This window comes from Winogradskyella sp. J14-2, from assembly GCF_001971725.1.
Lineage (GTDB): Bacteria > Bacteroidota > Bacteroidia > Flavobacteriales > Flavobacteriaceae > Winogradskyella.
Map to the genome: position 1 here is coordinate 1,701,170 of NZ_CP019388.1, position 18,992 is coordinate 1,720,161.

At 36.3% G+C, this 18,992-nt stretch carries 11 protein-coding genes; 1 reads left to right on the top strand and 10 read right to left on the bottom strand.

The features are described 5' to 3' along the window. Positions 1-25: 25 nt before the first annotated feature. The 8 genes from BWZ20_RS07875 to BWZ20_RS07910 all read right to left on the bottom strand — a co-directional run bounded on the left by BWZ20_RS07875 (position 26) and on the right by BWZ20_RS07910 (position 11,823). Positions 26-1,684, bottom strand: a complete 1,659-nt coding sequence (locus BWZ20_RS07875; RefSeq protein ID WP_076618641.1) for a solute:sodium symporter family transporter — start codon at positions 1,682-1,684, stop codon at positions 26-28. A gap of 124 nt (positions 1,685-1,808) precedes the next feature. Beyond that, complete coding sequence (locus tag BWZ20_RS07880; protein WP_076618644.1) at positions 1,809-3,011, bottom strand: T9SS type A sorting domain-containing protein; 1,203 nt, start codon at positions 3,009-3,011, stop codon at positions 1,809-1,811. A gap of 115 nt (positions 3,012-3,126) precedes the next feature. After that, entirely contained in the window at positions 3,127-3,477 is a 351-nt protein-coding gene (locus tag BWZ20_RS07885) for a hypothetical protein (protein WP_157358356.1), read from the bottom strand. 23 nt (positions 3,478-3,500) lie between these two features. Next, complete coding sequence (locus BWZ20_RS07890) at positions 3,501-5,240, bottom strand: hypothetical protein (RefSeq protein ID WP_076618649.1); 1,740 nt, start codon at positions 5,238-5,240, stop codon at positions 3,501-3,503. A gap of 110 nt (positions 5,241-5,350) precedes the next feature. Then, positions 5,351-8,014 (bottom strand): T9SS type A sorting domain-containing protein, encoded by a 2,664-nt coding sequence (locus BWZ20_RS07895; protein ID WP_076618652.1) that lies wholly within the window; start codon positions 8,012-8,014, stop codon positions 5,351-5,353. A gap of 54 nt (positions 8,015-8,068) precedes the next feature. Next, a complete protein-coding gene (locus BWZ20_RS07900; protein WP_083677181.1) occupies positions 8,069-8,998 on the bottom strand; it encodes a sugar phosphate isomerase/epimerase family protein in 930 nt (309 codons plus the stop codon). Continuing rightward, positions 8,998-10,020, bottom strand: coding sequence for an aldose 1-epimerase family protein (locus BWZ20_RS07905; RefSeq protein ID WP_083677182.1), 1,023 nt, complete (start codon positions 10,018-10,020; stop codon positions 8,998-9,000). Before BWZ20_RS07905 ends, BWZ20_RS07900 begins: the two co-directional genes overlap by 1 nt. A gap of 12 nt (positions 10,021-10,032) precedes the next feature. After that, positions 10,033-11,823 carry a T9SS type A sorting domain-containing protein gene (locus BWZ20_RS07910; RefSeq protein ID WP_076618657.1) on the bottom strand — a complete coding sequence of 597 codons (1,791 nt, stop codon included), beginning with the start codon at positions 11,821-11,823 and terminating at the stop codon, positions 10,033-10,035. A 206-nt stretch (positions 11,824-12,029) separates the two neighbouring features. On the opposite strand from BWZ20_RS07910, the gene BWZ20_RS07915 reads away from it, so the two are divergent. Continuing rightward, positions 12,030-15,461, top strand: a complete 3,432-nt coding sequence (locus BWZ20_RS07915) for a T9SS type A sorting domain-containing protein (protein WP_083677183.1) — start codon at positions 12,030-12,032, stop codon at positions 15,459-15,461. Between the two features lie 105 nt (positions 15,462-15,566). Here BWZ20_RS07915 and BWZ20_RS07920 read toward each other — a convergent pair whose 3' ends face one another. Both BWZ20_RS07920 and BWZ20_RS07925 read right to left on the bottom strand, forming a co-directional pair. Next, a complete protein-coding gene (locus BWZ20_RS07920) occupies positions 15,567-17,246 on the bottom strand; it encodes a sulfatase (RefSeq protein ID WP_076618662.1) in 1,680 nt (559 codons plus the stop codon). Further along, the gene (locus tag BWZ20_RS07925) at positions 17,246-18,991 is read right to left on the bottom strand and encodes an endo-1,4-beta-xylanase (protein ID WP_076618666.1); all 1,746 of its coding nucleotides are present in this window, start codon (positions 18,989-18,991) and stop codon (positions 17,246-17,248) included. The genes BWZ20_RS07920 and BWZ20_RS07925 overlap by 1 nt, the downstream gene beginning before the upstream one ends. Position 18,992: the final 1 nt, after the last annotated feature.

Genomic DNA, 18,992 nt, shown 5'->3' on the forward strand with positions numbered 1-18,992 from the left:
TCTGCTGCCTAGTCTTATCTTGCTGCTAAGAATAATAAATATAAACACCTATAACGATTAACGTTATAATCGCACCAACAATCTTTGCATGCTTCCATGGCGTGATATCCACTTGATGTGTAAATTTTTGTTCATAGGCTACTCTTCTCGGTTTAAAGTAACCGATGGCAAGCATAATGACTACATTTAATACAAATAGTATTGCCATGATATGTAAAAAGTGAGGATAGGCTTCAACCTCTACATTCTTTAATTCTTTAATTGAAGACATTCCATTTGCCTTAGATTTTTCTAATGCAGATGAAACCATATTTGGCCGTATTACAAATTCACTGATAATATATAGTATAGAACCCGAAAACAATCCTATTTTCGCTGCTATTGCAGGTACCTTTTTAGTTACAAAACCAACAAATATAATTGTTAAAATAGGAATGCTGTAAATGCCATTAACACGTTGTAGATAATCAAAGATACTATCTAAATCAGACAAAAATGGTGCTATAAACATAGCGCCAAAAGCCAAAATCACACCAAATGTTTTGCCATATTTTACAGTGGTTTTATCATCAGCATTTTTATTGATGTGTTCTTTATAAATATCTATTCCAAATAAAGTAACAGCACTATTTAAAACACTATTGAAAGAACTAAGAATTGCACCAAACAAAACTGCCGCGAAAAAACCAATCAATTCAGCAGGTAATACTTTCTTCACTAGTTCTCCGTAGGCTTGGTCCGTTGCCGAGACATTCAACATCCCATTTTTGTTCATGTAGAATGCGATAATACCCGGCAGTACAACGATTAAAGGCCCCAAAATTTTAATAAATGAGCCCAACAATAGCCCTTTCTGCCCTTCCTTTAAATTTTTTGCACCAAGTGCTCTTTGAATGATTTGTTGGTTGGTTCCCCAATAAAATAATTGCACCAACATCATCCCAGTAAAAATAGTTGCAAACGGTACTGAAGCTGTATCACCACCAATGGAATCAAACTTTTCTGGAATATTAGATTTTAGAGCTGATATACCCTCAAAAACACTTCCGTCCCCAACAATCAACAATCCAAAAACAGGTATTAACAAACCGCCGATTAATAAACCAATTGCATTTATTGTATCAGAGACAGCTACAGCTTTTAAGCCTCCAAAAACTGCATAAATAGAACCGATGACACCAATACCCCAAACACAAACCCAAAGTGCCGCCTGATCTGAAACTCCCAATAATTCGGGAACATTAAACATACCACTAATGGCAAGTGAACCAGAATATAAAATGGTAGGTAAGAGTACGACCACGTAGCCTGTTAAAAACAACCCAGAGGTTAAGGTCTTGGTTGCGACATCAAATCGTCTTGACAAAAATTGAGGTATTGTTATTAAACCGCTCTTAAGATATCTTGGCAAAAGATACAAAGCCGTAACAACCATAGCTATAGCCGCTAAAGTCTCCCAAGCCATTACCAATATTCCTTCACTATAAGCAGAACCATTTAAACCTACAATCTGTTCTGTTGAAAGGTTTGTCAATAATAATGATCCAGCAATTACTCCAGCCGTTAAACTTCTACCACCCAAAAAATAACCATCTGATGATGTTTCATCTGTTTTTCTTGTTGCCAGGTAGGATATAATTGCAACAATAGTGGTAAAGCCTGCAAAGGATAAAATGCTTATCATTTTGATTCAGTTTAAAAAGTTAGGAGTTTATGTAGTTTTATTACATACAAAAACTGAGATTTCACTTTATAGTATTGAAATCTCAGTTTTTGAAGATTTATTAAAATTCTTAGTTTTATAAAAATTATTGTTTAATAATTCTTTTTACAGCTTTATTAGAAGTTTCATCAGTGACTCTTAATAAATACACACCTGACCTCAATTGAGAGATATCTAATTTATTATCTATTAATCGATTGGTCTCAAGAACTTTTTTTCCTGTAATATCGAATATTTCAGCATTTATAACCCCATTTAACACATTAATATATATAAATGTATCAGCTGGATTTGGAGAAACACTAAAAGAACTAATAGAATTATCAGAAGTTGATAATATGTTGTCTACAACAATACTATCAATTTCAAAAAGTCCATTCCCTTCTTGGCCAACAGTATCATCAAAAACCAATTCTACACCAGCTTTTTCACCTGTCCATGCTGGGTTTGAACCTAAATTAAAGTCGTAGGTTACAAAATCCGTATCGTTTGTTGAAATAGTTTGTGTTACGGTAACATTACCACCCATACCATCTGGATATACAATTTTTAATTGGTCATCATTAGTGTTATTTTTTAGTGTAATATGGAGATAAGGATTTCCTGTGGCATCGATTACATATAGGCTGTTTAATGCAACTTTAGAATTGTTAGTGTCCCCTGGTGTACCTGTACCAGCCAACTGAACTTCCAAATTCCCATTATTTGCAGCAACTGAACAACGTATAGTATCGTCCCATCCTTCTTCTGAAGAATCAAAAGTATAGGTGTTTTGAACGGTTGCGGGTATAGAGGGTAAAAATTCAACTGTGTCAATTTCTATGGTCTCACCTGTAGTAGAATGATTTGTTCCGCTATTTGTGCCATCATTATCTTTAAACTGAAATCTTATGTTATTCTCTGTACCACTCCAATTAGAGTCTGTAGCGTCTATGTAATAGGTAACAAAATCCGTCTGAGTGGGATCTAAAACAACTGTTTTGTAAACAAAACCACTTAGGTCGTCTTTTTGGATTCTTAAACGTAAATATGTTGGCCCACCTGCGCTTAACCTTAATGTTACCGCAGCAACGGTATTTGCATCCGCGTCTACTCCAGCCGATTCATTGGTAAAGTTTGGATTATTACCTCCATTAGTAGTTAATGTCCATGCTGTTGCTCCTGTAGCAGCCGTACAGCCTCCTCCTCTAGACCATCCATCTTCAGTGCCGGTGAATTCCCAAGGCCCTTGTGCCAAGCCAAAAAATGGAACAGCCATTAAAATAGATAATAAAGTAATTTTTCTCATAATTCGTTGTTTTGGATTAATATTTAAAATCAATTAGTACTGCCTTAGTTGGTGGCAGCACTTATCGTATCCCTACATACAATAAGTACCTTGCCAACTTGCTAACAATCAATAGTTACTCTTTTGTTTTTTCTTTACCTACTTTTCTTGCTTTCTTTTGCTTTTTGGTAAGAATATCTTTATAAATCTGTTGATTATATTTTTTGTTTATTGCTTTTCTGTCTTCTTTGCTTCCATCAGCTTTTTTTACTTTTCGCAATTCTTTAAGACGTGCAATATGCAATTCGTAAATTTTATTGCGCTGCTCGTCAGAAAGTGCCAAGGATTTATCTCCAGCAGCAACTATCTGGGCATTTAATTCTTCTACTTTCTCTGTTGCTTTAGCCTTCATTTTATCTGACTGTGCCGTAGCAGCAGTAAGACCCAAGACCATGAAACATATACTTGCTAAAATTATTTTCTTCATAATATTTATGTTATTAGTGGTTGTTATTGTGAATTGACACTGATATTATCAAATCGCCATCTTAATCTATAATCATCATCGGTTACGGTTCCTGTAACCCGTATAGCAACGTAAAAATCAGCACTTGGGTCGATAGTAAATTCCTGACGCTTGTAATCGTTGTTTCCAAAACCTTCTCCATCCATGTTAGCTACTGTTTCTGTTCCCATAATAGTCCAATCGCTTTCATTAAATGTACCTGAGCCATCATAAGCCTGTGACCAATAAAAGGTTATCGATGCTGGATTTTGATTTTTAAAGGCATAAGCACCATCAACGGTTACATCCATAAGACCACTACCTTGTAGTATAGGTGTTATAAGAACATTATCTAATTGGCCATTGCCTGCTGCATTGCTTTGTGCATTATAGAAAATATTCAATCCGTTGTCCGAAGTTCCGCTAACATCGTTTACGTCAGTGAAACTTCCTGCATTAGTGATTAAGCTTAGCACCTCTGTGTCCGGAAGCGTCTGAGTACTTAAACTGAAACTTTCAAATTGAAGTACATCTGTGAGATACGTATCCGTTCCATCATTACTTTCAAAGGTTTCCGTGTAATTAAACACAACGGCATCATTATCTGTAATGGTCAGTGTTTGCTGTTGCAAATCCAAACCTGCGTCCAAACCTCCAGTGACGTTGGTTATGTCTAAAACAATAGTTTCATCTACTTCTGTATCAGCATCGTCTTCAATGTCTAAGGTAATGCTTGCGGAAGTGCTTCCGGCTAGAATTGTAAAACTATATGGACTAGACGCTACTCCCTGGAATGTATAATCATTGCTATCTGCCGTACCTGTTGCAGTCAGTTCTACTGTTGCATCGGCAGTTGTGGCATCACTTAGATCAAAGTTTAAGGTTACGGTTCCTGCACTTTCGTCGTAAACTAATGTATTGCCAGCACTAAAATCAATGACAGGATTTGGCGGACTATCATCATTAATTATAGTTACTGTAGTTTGAGTTACAGCTCCTAAGGACAAACCACCCGAAACTTCCGTAAGCTCAAAGATTACCGATTTATCAGCTTCAAAATCACCATTATTAATGGCAACGACTTCAAAACTTGCCGATGTTGCTCCAGTTGGCACTGTGATATCAAAATTTGATACGATCTGTCCGTTGATTGAATAATCCGTTCCGAAAGCAGCATCTCCAGAAGACGAAACCGAAATGGTTCCGCCATCTGTAGTTGCCTGATTAAAAGGGATGTTAATCGTTAGGGGATTTGAAGAATCCTCTTCAATCTGGTCAGTTTCATTTTCAAAACCAACCATTGCTATTAAAGGGTTGTCATTATCTAAAATGGTAAACGTAAGTGTTGTCTGCTCCCCTAATTCTAGAGCTCCTGATGCAGCTGTAATAGTTATAATCAATACAACATCGTCCTCAATGACATCATCATCTATAGGGTTTATGGAAAACGTAGATACTAAACTTTGTGGTTCTACTTCTAAGGCAAAGTTTGAAGAACCTTGACTCGTTTCATAATCTACACCATAATTTCCACCTGTTATGGAAACATCAATGATGCCTCCGCTATGGTTAAAATTATCTATACCTATATTTAGAGTCAATGAACTTGTGGCGTTTTCTACCTCTACCAATTCAATTAGAGAAAAGTTTATAACACCTGTTCCGTTTGTGTTTTCATCATCATCTTCGCAGGCCAAAATGCAAACTAAAAAGAGCATCGAAAAAAGCAAGGGTTTTAATTTCATCTGATTAAAAATATATTGAAGTATTTAACTTATGTAAAATTCAAAAAAAACGGACGATAAGGGTTCAAAATTAGTCAGAACTCGTTTAATCTTTGGTAAAATAGACGCTTTCAATGAATAATAACTTTCTTTGTGACTTTTTGGTTCTCATTTTCAAACACGGCTACATATACTCCCGGAGCCTTATTTTCTAATTGAATCCTTTGCTCACTTAATGACGTTTCTAAATCAAAAACCGAAATTTTCCTAGCTTGTATATCATAGACGCTGAGCTTTGAGCCTTCTGCAATATTTCCTGCTACAGTTATTATATTGTTACTTGCAAATAGCCTTACAGCATTGGACACCACTTCTTGGGTGGATAAAACATTGTTGCCAACACGCAAGTAAAATCTTCCTATACCATTAATCTCTGTTTGGGTTGTTATCACATAATCCAAATCGTTTAATAGTGTAAACGTATTTTCTTCAACATCCTCTAAATAAATCATCACATCTGTTGGCATATTGAAATGAGAAAGCGAAAATATAACTTGAGTACTTTGCTGCGCATTAACACCAAGCGGAATGATTATGTTTGCTATTTCATTTGGCCCTAAGGTCTGCATTGCCATAGCTTGGTCAGAACTGTTATCTACCAACGCGGTATAAATTGAAAATGAAGGATCTGGCTCACCAAAAAACGAAGCATCATAACCAGCATCTAAACTACTTGTGGCATTTTGATTATAATAGATATTTGTTGAACGAACGGTAGTGTTGTCTGAAAGACTCACCGTAAAATTACCGATGTGATTATTGGATGTGTTTCTGCCGGCTATAAAATCGTCCGAAGCACCAATAGTGCGCATTGTAGTTGTAAAATCTACTGTTCCACCACCAGATTTTGAAGCCACAAAAAAGCCTTGGCCTGGCGTAATTAAAGTCTCTGGATTAGCATCTGAAAATGCTTGGTTCCAAATAACCCATCCATCTGATGCGTCACCATCATAACCATAAACACCTGAAGTAGCCGCATCAAATTCAGAGTTATTCTCTGTTAAGAAATCTGAAAGACTGATATATGACGCGTATGGGTTGCCTATTAAATTCCACTGTCCAAAATCACCTGTTTCTGAATTAATAGGCACACTAACATCAGTCGTTACAACTGTTCCGTGAAAGTTTAGTCCCGAAGTTTCTGCCAATGTTCCGTTGGTTCCCATTCTAAATCCATTGCCTGCACTCATCGATGTTGTAGCATCAAAATCCCAATTGACATAGACGCCAGGATTTGCAGCATTATCAAACGGCCCAAAAAGTACGGCATCGCTACTTGGGTCTTCTACAAAAAACGAGGCGTTATCGTTATAAAAATCATTGAAAGAGGTAATCTCTACTGGTGAGGCTATCAAATCATTTCCTGCCGATGCTTCTACATCGTTTACATAACGTCTAAACCTTATCTCGCCAGTTGAAGTTCCTTCAACGATTAATGAGGAAAACTGGTCGGAATCTCCTCTAAGAATCAAACTATTGTTTACTGCGGAATCTGTAACCAAATCACCTTCAACAGTTATAGAATTGCCTTTGTTAACGAGAAGTTGCTGTCCCGAAGTAATAGTCAAGTCATTTGCTGATACATCATTGTTAACCGTTATAGTATGGTTAATTACAACATTATCTGTTGCTCCAGGCACTATTCCACCAACCCATGTTGTAAAGTCACTCCAATTACCTGTTTGGGTTGACGCTATTGCATCCGGTGTTGCTGGTGTTAAATCATAATAGTCAACAATAACAGACACATTATCAAAATCAAAAGTATCTCCCAAAACAGCACTTGCAGCATTGGTTTTAACTCTTAATGCTACTCTTATTTCGTCAAAATCAGAACTTAAAGACCTGTTTAGACTGTACGATGTCCAAGCGTTTGTTAGGTTTTCATTGCCGTTGAATTGATTTACCTCTGCACTACCACCTAAAGAATGTGTGATTTGTACACCTACAGTAACAGCTGTATTGCTAGATTGGGCATCAAAATTTACGGTCACCGCATCGACTTGCTCTAATTCATTAGCAATAAAAGTGAAAAAGGAATTTTGAAGTGTATTATTGCCAGTTGCATTTTGGTCAAACGTCAATCGGCCTGCACTTCCACCTCCGTTACCAGTTGTTAAAGAGGCTGAAACATCTGAACCATCAGCAACCCAAGGAGCAAGTTCACCACCGTTATTTTCAAAATCACCGTTAGCCACAATATTTACCGAAAGTGTGTTTACGATAATAAATTGGTCTATTTTCAGTGTGCCAGCTAAATCTCCAGCAGCATTTAGCTGTACTCTTAATCCTATCCTATCTAATGTCCCTGCATTATCCGGGTTGGATGGGATCGCAAAATCGATAGTTTGGAATCCCGCACCATGAGGAATGGTTAGATTGCCTGATTGTTCTGCATTGCCAGCAGAGTTATCTCCGATATCATAATTCACGATTCTAAACGTTTCATGGTTACCGCTAGTACTGGTCAATAAGTTTTCAACGACTAATCTTACCACTGTATAGTCAGACTCTACTAAACCCAATCCATCTGGTGTTCTAATCTGCTGAAACCCTCCTGAATAATCCGTTGGTGTATCTGATGCTTCTAATACTCCACCAGATACCGTAAAACTCGGTATACCACCTTGAGTGAATCCTTCTAAATCTCCATCTGTATTAAAATCGTAATAGTAGCTTTGGCCAAAAATAAAAAATGGTACTACCGCAAAAAGTAAAATTGTAAATCTTCGCATAACCTGTATAATTGTATGTCCAAAAATAACTTAGTTAGTTTTGTTAATGGTTTGCTAATTGTCAGATAACGTTTGATTAAAGTATATCGGTAGTTTTTTATAGCAATAACAACTTAAAAACAAGTCTTTAAGCCCTTCTTCATTATCTCTTAAAATCTTTTCTGGGTCACCTCCTTTTATATGGCCAAGAATACCGATAGGACCTTTGTAACCCAAATCCAATAATTGTTGAATCATTTCTTTTTCTAAATCACCTTTGCCTATGGTGATTATTTTTGGACCATCTGTTTTCATACCGTTAAGATTGACACACCATAAATAAGGTAATAGTTTTTTAATATTTTCGGAATAATCATCTAAATCATTATGTGCATGATGAAAATTAAAGACAACACCTAAATCTTCATTTGGTAAAGCTTTAATAATCTTTAGCTGATTTTCAGGTTTCCCGTACCATCCGCCATGATTGTAGAGTGCAATTTTACAGCCTAAAGTTTTGGCACGTTTCGACAAATATTCAATCATCTTTTTTGCCTCTCGAAGTGATTCTTCTTCTGATAAGTCATTGAAGTAATTCGGTTGAAAACCGACCCAAATCTGGGTTTTTAACCCAACGGCTTTTAAATTCTTAAAAACAACTTCGCTTTGGGGTTTTAGCTTATCAACTCTGTCTTTTTTAAGATTTATGTAAAGCCAGACTGCTTTTATGTTTATACCCTTTTCTTTAGCCAATTCCCATTCTTCTTGCATTGTTGGGATGTGCTCTGGGCGGTTACCGTAAGCATATTTATTGTACCCTAAACGCTCTAGCATCTCTAATCGCTCTTTTGGTGAACGTTTTTTGACATCAAAACCAACAATGGACCAAGGAATTAAGTTGTCTTTACTAAAAAGATTTATTTTACTTGTTTTACAAGAGATGACAGAAAGTACTGCCAATGCAAATAAACAAGAAGACAAGCGGACCACCAGAAGTTTTAGCATTATAGTATTTCTATTGAAAACGAGCAGTTGAACGTTTCATTAGGCGCTAATTTCATTATACCCTCTTTTTGGGTGTAATCCTTGCTATGGTCTTTTCTGTCAGCAATGCCATACCAAGGTTCTATGCAGACAAAAGGCGAATCTTGGTTTTTGGACCAGATGCCCAAATACGGAAATCCTTTAAAATCCACGCTTAAATATTGTTTTTGTGTGGGCTCGTGTACAAAGGTTACTTTAGAAAATTTGTTTGGGTTAAAGGTTAAAGAGCCTTTATCGAAAATGGTGTCTGGCAATTTCATAACGCCAGCTTCTTCAAAAATCTCATAGGTATCTCCTTCATAAAGTCCTTTTACGTTAGAGTGGAATTTTGGTGAAATCTTTTCATCAAACACCAATTGGTATTCGTTTCGTTTTTGACCATCTTCAAAAGGGCAATTAAATGCTGGATGCGCTCCTATAGTAAAATATAAATCTTTTGATGCTGAAGGATTTTTTACAATATATTCGGTATGAAGTGTCTTCCCTTCCAACGTATATTTTACTTGTAACACATAGTCAAATGGATAAATGGTTTTGGATTTTTGGGTTGCCACCTGCTCAAACGTGATGCTTATTTCCGTTTTTTCAATAACCTCAAAATCATTATCTCTTGCAAAACCATGCTGTTTCATGGGATAGGTTTTTCCCTTGTAGGTATATTCGTGATCCTTTAATCGCCCTACTATAGGAAACAAAATCGGCGCATATCTGGGCCAAATTTTTGGGTCTGCTTGCCATACATACTCTAAACTATCGGTATTAAAACTAATCATTTCGGCACCTATTGTGTTGAATGATGCTGAAATTTCATTATTTTTTAGCGTGTATACAGACATATTCTTTTCTGTATTAATAGTACTATTTTCAACAATGATAGAAACGTCTTTTGCGATGTTTTCAGGCTGTTCTTTTTTAGAATTACAACTTACTGATATCACAAGAATGAAACAAACTATAAAAAAGTATGCTAATTTTTTTATCATTTTTAAAACTGATTATTCCTTAATAAACTTGATGCTGCTTGATTTATTTTTAATAATATAAAGCCCTGAGGCCAAACTGGAAACATCTATTTTTAATGTTCCTTGGGTGTTTGCATTGATAACCTTCAGGCGTTTTCCTAAAATATTATAAATCTCGAATGTTTCTTCAATATTCAAATTATTAAAGCTTAGGAACAAATCACTTTTAGTAGGATTAGGATATAATTTTATCTGGCCAGAATCAAATTTTTGGTTAGACAATGTAGCATCAAACTCTAAAGCACCTAAATCTGGATTAGAATCTCTTGTATTTCCATTAAAATCATCATTTGGTGCAAAATTGTCATCGGCTATATCTATGGCTGGTGAGTTGGACTGTAAATTAAAATTATGAATCGTTTCTAGTAAATGGTCGCCAACATTTACAAATAATGGATTGGCTATTGTTGTGTTTTCGTCCACATTGGTAACGTCGTTATCTTGGTTTACCGTTCCGTTGATGCCAAAAATCATATTGTCAGTAACCGTTAAGTTTGTTGTTCCGCCAGCCGATAGCGCAAAAGCGTTCCAATCGGTATCAATTACTGATATGTTATTTATCATTTTTATATCATTACTACTTTGAGCACTAATACCAATATTATTGCCTCTTTGCTCAATGGTTGGGTTTGTTTCAGGATAAGTAATGGTATTGGTGTAAGAATTCATGTAACAGGTATTGTTAATAAAATCAATCCTGTGACCATCGTTGGTATGTACACCACTAAAGCCATTCCAATAGCAGAGGTTGTTGGCTACTAAAATACGGCCGTTTCCATTTATCCATCCATTAGTATTGTTTCTTTGCAAGGATATACCTTTACCCTCATCAATCCGTGGCGTAATTATGGTTTTACTTGGCGACCAAGAATACTGTTCGTTATAGTTGTGGTGTATTTCATTACGCAATATCTTGATACTGTAATCCGAAGACCCAATAGGCTCTGTTTTGGTAACCACCAGAGCATGCGTACCAGAATAGGATTTTACTGAGCATCTGTAAATTTCATTTTCAAGAATATCCACGTACTTACTATCTGACACCCTTAAACCACCGCCAGGTGTGTGGTGTATGGTATTGTTAGTTATAATAATATGTTCTGAATTACTCATAAAAAAACCTCGTGTATCTATGTAAGACGGTCTTTTTACGTTTTCATTGCTAATGTCCGTATAGATATCTGTCTCTTCAACGATATTGTCGTTGTCATTGGTTTCATCTTCGTTTCTAAACCTAATGTCACTAGCCAATGGGTTTGTAACTGTACCTTGTAAACTGCCATTATCAGTTATGTAAACAAACTGAAGAGCATTCGCTGTAGATAATGGGATTCTTTCTACTTCCCCTTCGATATTAAAGTCTTCAATTCTCAAATATGAGCTATTGGTTACCCTAAAAATATTGGCTCCGTCACCTCTTAATACAGTATTCTCATCATGGGCTTTAATGGTAATATAATTTCCTGCCGAACCGTTTAAATTGTTAATTCTAATTGTGTTTTCAGCATGCCATAAATGCGAATCGTGTTCAACACTGTAAGAATACGATGGGTTATAGCTTGAGTTTGTGTATTCACCCACTATTTCTATGGTATCGCCTGGTGATACTTGATTTTCAGCTTCATCAAAAGTTTCAAAAGCTGTTGCTATGCTTGTTCCGTTATTGCTATCACTTCCGTTTTGTTGGTCAACGTAATATGTTGTTTGGGCAAAAAATAGATTGCAACCTAAAATGAAAGCTAAGATGTGAATTTTTTTTATCATAACAATTGAATGATTCAACAAAGCTAAATAATGTCATATTATAATAGGTTTAATAATTAACGCTTAAAGAACAAAAACAGTCAGAAAAGCCCTTATATGGTCATCACCTCAAAATTAATAGACGTTTATTAAACCTTAATAGTTAAATATGCGACCCGTAGAACATGTTAAAAACATAATTTCGAACCATAGCAACCTACTCGATTATGACATTAAAATTACGACTTGCAACAATCTATTGCTTTTTGAGCTTTTACTTGTCCTATCCCCAAATGGATATGATGAATGCTTTGCCATCCAATCTGGCTACGCATACAGCAGTGCAAAATGGCGATTGGTTTAATGCCTCTACTTGGAATGTCAATACTGTCCCATCTACAGGAGCAATAGTTTACATTCCAAATGCAATAACTGTAGATTACGAAGGCACTTCTGGTGACCATCTTTTTGCCGTTCGTGTCGATGGTAACATCAATTTTACGCAAGGTAATGCCAACCAAGCCACACGTATAAAATTCGATACATTTTTTGCTATGCATGGTTCTTTCGTTACAGCCATTGCAGATGGCGACAGCGATGGACGGATCATTTTCAATATTGAACCTTTTGATATCGAGGCCTACCGCTCAGGAAACAATATCTGGTCAACCGCAGCTGAAAATCACTTTAGGGACAATGGCGTGGTGACTTTTAAAATACGAACAGGACAAGGTGACGATAGGTACAACACTTACCAACAGGCCATAAATGGCGATTTTCAAATAGTTGAAAGTGCTGGTACAACAGTTAACGATGATGAAGGTGTTTTAGGCCGCTACAGTTGGGACCCAAAACAGTTGAGCCTTGGTTTTGTAACGATGGGGCAACTTGAAATTATTGGGCAGGAAAAAACCAACATGGTAAAATTATCTGCTGATGCATCTTCAGGCTTAAACAGCATTCAACTTTCAGAAATACCAGCAGGTTGGGAAGCAGGTGACGACATTATCATAACAAGCGGTGGTAATGCCAATACATCCAACAATGGTGAAGACCAGGTAAAAATCCAGAGCATCTCTGGAACAACAGTTACCCTACAAAACAACTTATCCAAAAATCACCTAGGTCGAAGTGCTGACGATTTGCATTGCTACGTCGGTAACTTAACAAGAAACGTCGTTTTTAAATCGCCAAATACAAGTGTGGTAACCCAACGTGGCCATGTTATGGCGATGCACAACGATACTAATGTTCAAATAAAAAACGTACAATTTTTAAGATTGGGGCGAACCGATAAATCTAAACTGTTAGACGATTTTGTTTGGAACAACTGGTTAGATCCAAAAGTATTTATTTCAAAAATCTCACCTCTTGGGCAAGAAATTGCTGAAATGAGAGCTATTCCAGTAAATGAAATGACAAATCCTAGAGGTCGTTATTCTATTCACTTGCACAAATTAGGAACAACATTTGGTTCCAATATGGCGCAAGTGACTGGAAACGTAGTTTGGGATAATCCCGGATGGGGCATTACGCACCACGACTCGCACGCCAATGTTTCGGAAAATGTGGTCTATAACGTAATAGGTGCAGGCATTGTTTCAGAGACCGGAAGCGAAACAGGGACTTGGGACAATAATTTGGTGGTCAACGTTCAACAAGGTCATACCACAGACCCTTATACAGCATCGCTGCATCACGATGATTATTTGTTTTCTGGTCAAGGCCTAGCTATGAAAGGTCGTGCCGTTTTGTGCCGAAATAATGTTATTGCAAATGCCAGACAAGGCGTTGGTGTTATTAACATGAACAATTCCATTAACAACCTGGACCGTTTGGATGCCCAAGCCTTGGCGACCACAAGACCAGGTTATAACGTAGATAATTTCCCATTGAGCAGGAACGGTTACAGCAAGGAAGACGATGGCGTAATGCCTGTTGAAGCAGCACTCATTATGGAAAACACTACCGTTATAGACTGCAACCAAGGGCTGCGTTCCATTGAGCGCGATATGGGCGTTAATAGCGAAACACGCTCAATTTTTGATGGGTTTACAGCTTGGGGCATAAAAACCGGACTTTCCATAACCTATCAGGCAGATTACAGTTTCAGGGACGTGTTTATTTCTGGCGACAACCCAAACAACGCTATTGGCATAGATATGTGGAAACACTCGCACAACCAAACCTTTGAAAATATAAAATTGGTCGATTTGAATTATGGCGTTAAAGTATCTAAAGTGGTACTTAACAATTCTCAAGGCCCAAAAACCCGAAACAATGGATTTACACCTTGGGTTTTTGTGAATCTTGAAACCAGTAACGTCAACAATTTTTATGAATTGGATGTTGACAATCCATCGGTTGACCCAAGTTTTAATTACACAGAACACACCGATAATACCATTATACTAAACAGTAGCGACATCATCTCTCGACCAACAACGTTTACCATTTTGGACGATTCAACCCTAGAAGTAGATTATTCTGAAACTGGTGATGATGCCTTGCGTTTTGAAGTTGATGGTGTTATTACCGACGATTTTGGAAGTTATGAGATGGGAATCCAACAAGCCTTGGCCCAAGGTAGTTTAAGGGAGGGATATCCTAAACGTATCTATCAATTTGCATCTCATGCGAAGTTTGAAGAATACTTACAAAACAATGGTGTTTATAAAGATGAAAATGATAATGACCAGTTATACTTCATCCTTAATGAAAGTTTACCTAACCGACGTACTTTTGAATACACAACATTTCCTGTTCGTGTAAAAATCTTGAATGCACCTAGTACAGGCGTGTTTGCAAACCCACAGGTAGAAAGTGCTGCTGCCCTCGCTCCTAAAAATCAACTTATAAGTCGATTGGCAACAGTTTCACAAAGTACAACCCGCAGCGATTTAAGTTATGACGATGGTACGCATGCTACAGCGACTATTATTTTAGAAGCTGAAAAAGCCATTGATGGCAACAACAACGGACGTATAAATGCGCAATATTACCAAAGAGGTTTAGTGCCTGTTGGAAGTTTTTCACAAACACAAAATTCAATAGAGCCCTACTACGATTTAGATTTTGGTGAGCTTAAAACTATTGACTATTTTGATATTTGGAATACGGTTGAAATTAATGGTTCTAATCTAGAAACACCTTCAACACACTTTAAAAACTTCTCAGTATTTATTTCAGATACACCTTTTACAGGAACAACATTTGCAGAATCACAAGCCCAAGCTGATTATGAATATGCAAAGAATTCAATACCTACGCTAAAATTCTCTCAAAACAACTTAAATGCTGTAGGTCGTTATATGCGTATTCAATCGTCACACACAAGTAACATTAAATTAAAATTTGCCGAAATTGAAGTTATAGGAAGAACTTATGAAGAAACTTTATCTACAGAAAATCCAGTCGAGGAAACCTTAGTTAAAATTTACCCTAATCCTACCAATGGTATAGTTAATATAAAGCTTAACAAAGAATATTCTAATGTTAGCGTTGATGTTATAAACATTCTTGGTCAAACCGTATCTACAAATAGATATGATAAACTTACTACAACTCAAATCAATATTGGGCATCAATCTGGAATCTACATTTTAAAAATAAAAGGGGATAACAACTTAAGCCTTTCAAAGAAAATTATAAAGGACTAGTTGAGTTTAATACAGGAAACAAAATTTATTTAAGTTAGTAATTTTGACGAGCGCTGTAATGATTACAGCGCTTTTCCTTTTAAAATAAAGCGATTAAATTAGTGGTTAATCTATAATGCTATTTGCAATTTCGCTTGCCTTATAACCAATACGCTCTGCTATAGTATACAGATATTGCCCTTTTACAACCTTAAAAGGTTTGCTATATAGTTGCCAACCACTATCAAAATTGATATTACTTATGGCTTTATCTGAAATGATATAAGCAATGGAAGCACCTTTAGTTTCAGTTGATAACGAAATAGTATCGTCGTCAATAACAATTTCAACTGCATTTGTTTTAGGCTGCTCAAAATTAGGCCACATACTTTTTATCATTTCTACTTCAGGCTGTAACGCTCTGTCTTCAAAACGGTTTTCTCTGAAGTCTGATAGTAGGTTGCGACCTTTTTCCAATTGACTCTTAAAATCAAAGTTTTCAGCTAAATTAACAAGATTATGTGGGTCGGTTTTTCTATTGTATAGTTCTTCTTTCGGTTTATCACTAAACCATTCTAATTGTGTTTTGTTCAGTTTTCCTACATCACGAAGTTGAAGCATTTCAGCCATCATTGGTACCTGTTTTCTGTATCCAACATCTTTGTACCACATTTTATTTGGGAAATCATTTTGGATGTAGATAAACTCCTCGAAATAAACAGTTCTGGAACGGTCTGTAAACTCATCAAAACGATCTGAAGAACCAAAAGCAGCTTCTCGCTTTTCTTTTATGTTTTTCCCTAAAAACGGTTTGCCTTGAATGTGTTTTGGAATATCCGCACCAGCAAGATGTAATACCGTTGGCGCTAAATCCACAAAAGAAACCATATTACTGCTACGGCCAATTTTACCATCAATCCCTTTGACTATAAACGGTACGTGTAACCCACTTTCATAAAGCTCACGCTTTTGTCTTGGCAGTGGTCCACCATGATCACTATAGAAAAATATAATAGTCTTATCATAAAGTCCATCTGCTTTAAGTTCTGCGATTAACTTTCCAACTTGTTTGTCTAACAATTCTATATTACTGTAAACTCTTGCAATGTCTTTTCGAGAGGTTTCTGTATCTTGATAATATGGTGGCACAGGAACTGTTGACGGCTCAACAGTTAAAGGTTTATCAGCATTTTTCCAGATTTTGCTTTCGTGGGTAACATCAAAATTAAATACAGAAAAAAATGGCTGTCCCTCTTTTCGGTTTCGCCAATGTGCTTGTTTGTTGTTTTGGTCCCAAGCTGTTACTGGTGCAGCAAATTGATAATCGGTCTTTTGGTTATTAGAAGTAAAATAACCGTCTTTACGAAGGTATTCGGTAAAACATTTTACATTTTCTGGTATGACTGTACTATATTGTATAATCTCATTGCCTTCTAAATCAAAACGATTGGTATCTGTTTTGTACTCACGTTTTCCCCAAGATTGAATATCCAAACCTGTTCGCATATGCATGGTGCCAATGCTTGTAGGATACATACCTGTAATAATGGATGATCGGCTAGGTCCACAAACGCCAACCACAGCAAAAGCGTTTTCATACACAACACTTTCTTTTGCCAAGGCATCTAAATTGGGTGTTTTAGCAGTATTATCACCATAAAATGACAATATAGGACTGATGTCTTCACAAACCACCCAAAGGATATTAGGTTGTGTTTTTTCTTGAATTTCCTCTACTTTTTTTTCAACTTTAGAATTGCATGAACTAAAAAGTATTACAATAAAAAATAGTTTAAAAACATTCATTATAATTCTATCTTATAAAAATTTGATTGCCTTGGTTTAAGTTGAAAAGTTCCTGAGACCAACTGGCCATTTTCAACAAAAGAATATTCGTACTCGCCAAAAAAACCTATTCCTGAAACCGTTCCGTCTTCAGAAGTTGTTTCGTTTAGGCTGGTCTTCCAAGCACCGTGGACTAATGAGAAATAAGCTTTACCCATAACACCAATCTCATTATCGGCATTAAAAATATCTGATTTTTTTCGACCATCTTCGGTATTTCCCCAAAACAGAAACTCTGATACATTTGGATGACTAAAAGCAGCTATCATAAAATCGCGTGTGTATTGTTCGCGCACTTTTGGGTCTTGTACATCCATAGTAAACTCCGAAATACTAATTTGCTTTCCTAAAGTAGCATAGAACGATAAAATTTCAAGCACACGTTCTGGTGGTGTTAAATCACTTCCTATATGGCTTTGTATGCCTATGCCTTGTACCAATCCGCCTGTATTTTCATCGATACGTTTTATAAAATCGTAATACCATTGTTGCTTTTGGGTGTCAATTCCGCCTTTACTTATAATGCCATACTCGTTAGTAAAACGTCTAACTTTTGGTTGTTTTTTTGCCAATGTTCTAAATCCGTTGTAAAGAATCTCTTCACTTCCTGTTGTTTTTTGTAAATCTCTATTGGTATAGGCTTCATTAACCACATCCCAATGCGTTAGTTTTCCTTTGGTTGCATCTAAAATAGAATTGACGTGGCTTTTAATTATTTCTGTTACTTTTTCAGGATTGTCCTTGTTTTGTCTTACTTCTGGCGTGAGGTAGTTAAATCCAGGCCAAATTAATACATGCCCTTTTACAGGATAACCGTCTTCCTCTAAAACATCTAATGCTTTTAATGTCATTGCGCGCTTTTTCTTGTTTTGCCAATGCTTAATTTTGAGGTCATTACCAAGAACCAAACAATTAAAAGCTTTTTTGAAATTTTTGTAATCATCAGAATTGTTTACGATATCCTCTGCAGCCATTCGTGCTCCAAAAGGGAATAAATGTTTTTTTAGTTTTACGTTAAACGATTTGCTTTTTAAAGGTTGACCGTCTTTATAGAACTGTAATGTGAATTTTCCCTGCCTAATCGATTCAATACGTTCTATGGCATCTTTTCGCCATTGTGCATCAGCTTCCATACCAGCATAAGTGATTTCGGTTTTGGGTAAATCTCCTAGTTTAGTTCCTTCTGGAAAAACTTCAAATTTAATATCCTTAATAGAAAAAGACTGCGGTCTGTAACCATATTGCATCACAAGTCCTAAATTGTCTTTGTTGATGTATCTATCTGCTTCAAAAGGTAGATAGTAGGTTTGCCACTCTGATGAAAAACTTTGCGTATAATCTATATTGCCTTTGTAATCTCCCGTTTGCTTAAAGATTATAAGTGCTTTTGCTTCGCCTGTTTCTAAACTTGCTGTTTCGGTTTTTGCCTTAAAAGACAATAAAAAAACGGTTCCTTTTTTATAGCCTTTTTTAATTATAGGAATACTGGTAGCACAATTGTAAATGAACTTTGGCTCTTCTTTAGTTTCAATTAAAAACTGAAGGTTCCCAGCAGCGTCTTTAGATTTTTCGATGTTTGATAAATTGCCCTTTGTATTTAGAAATGCAATCTTGTTTTTATTTATTAAGTCTTTGCCTTTAGGCTTATTCTGGGCAAAAGCCAACGTAATAAAACATATGAAATATAATGATGTTATGTGCTTCATC

Coding starts and splice junctions, on each gene's coding strand:
- BWZ20_RS07925 (WP_076618666.1), bottom strand. CDS start 18,991: ATGAAGCACATAACATCATTATATTTCATATGTTTTATTACGTTGGCT.
- BWZ20_RS07875 (WP_076618641.1), bottom strand. CDS start 1,684: ATGATAAGCATTTTATCCTTTGCAGGCTTTACCACTATTGTTGCAATT.
- BWZ20_RS07895 (WP_076618652.1), bottom strand. CDS start 8,014: ATGCGAAGATTTACAATTTTACTTTTTGCGGTAGTACCATTTTTTATT.
- BWZ20_RS07910 (WP_076618657.1), bottom strand. CDS start 11,823: ATGATAAAAAAAATTCACATCTTAGCTTTCATTTTAGGTTGCAATCTA.
- BWZ20_RS07915 (WP_083677183.1), top strand. CDS start 12,030: ATGACATTAAAATTACGACTTGCAACAATCTATTGCTTTTTGAGCTTT.
- BWZ20_RS07905 (WP_083677182.1), bottom strand. CDS start 10,020: ATGATAAAAAAATTAGCATACTTTTTTATAGTTTGTTTCATTCTTGTG.
- BWZ20_RS07890 (WP_076618649.1), bottom strand. CDS start 5,240: ATGAAATTAAAACCCTTGCTTTTTTCGATGCTCTTTTTAGTTTGCATT.
- BWZ20_RS07920 (WP_076618662.1), bottom strand. CDS start 17,246: ATGAATGTTTTTAAACTATTTTTTATTGTAATACTTTTTAGTTCATGC.
- BWZ20_RS07900 (WP_083677181.1), bottom strand. CDS start 8,998: ATGCTAAAACTTCTGGTGGTCCGCTTGTCTTCTTGTTTATTTGCATTG.
- BWZ20_RS07880 (WP_076618644.1), bottom strand. CDS start 3,011: ATGAGAAAAATTACTTTATTATCTATTTTAATGGCTGTTCCATTTTTT.
- BWZ20_RS07885 (WP_157358356.1), bottom strand. CDS start 3,477: ATGAAGAAAATAATTTTAGCAAGTATATGTTTCATGGTCTTGGGTCTT.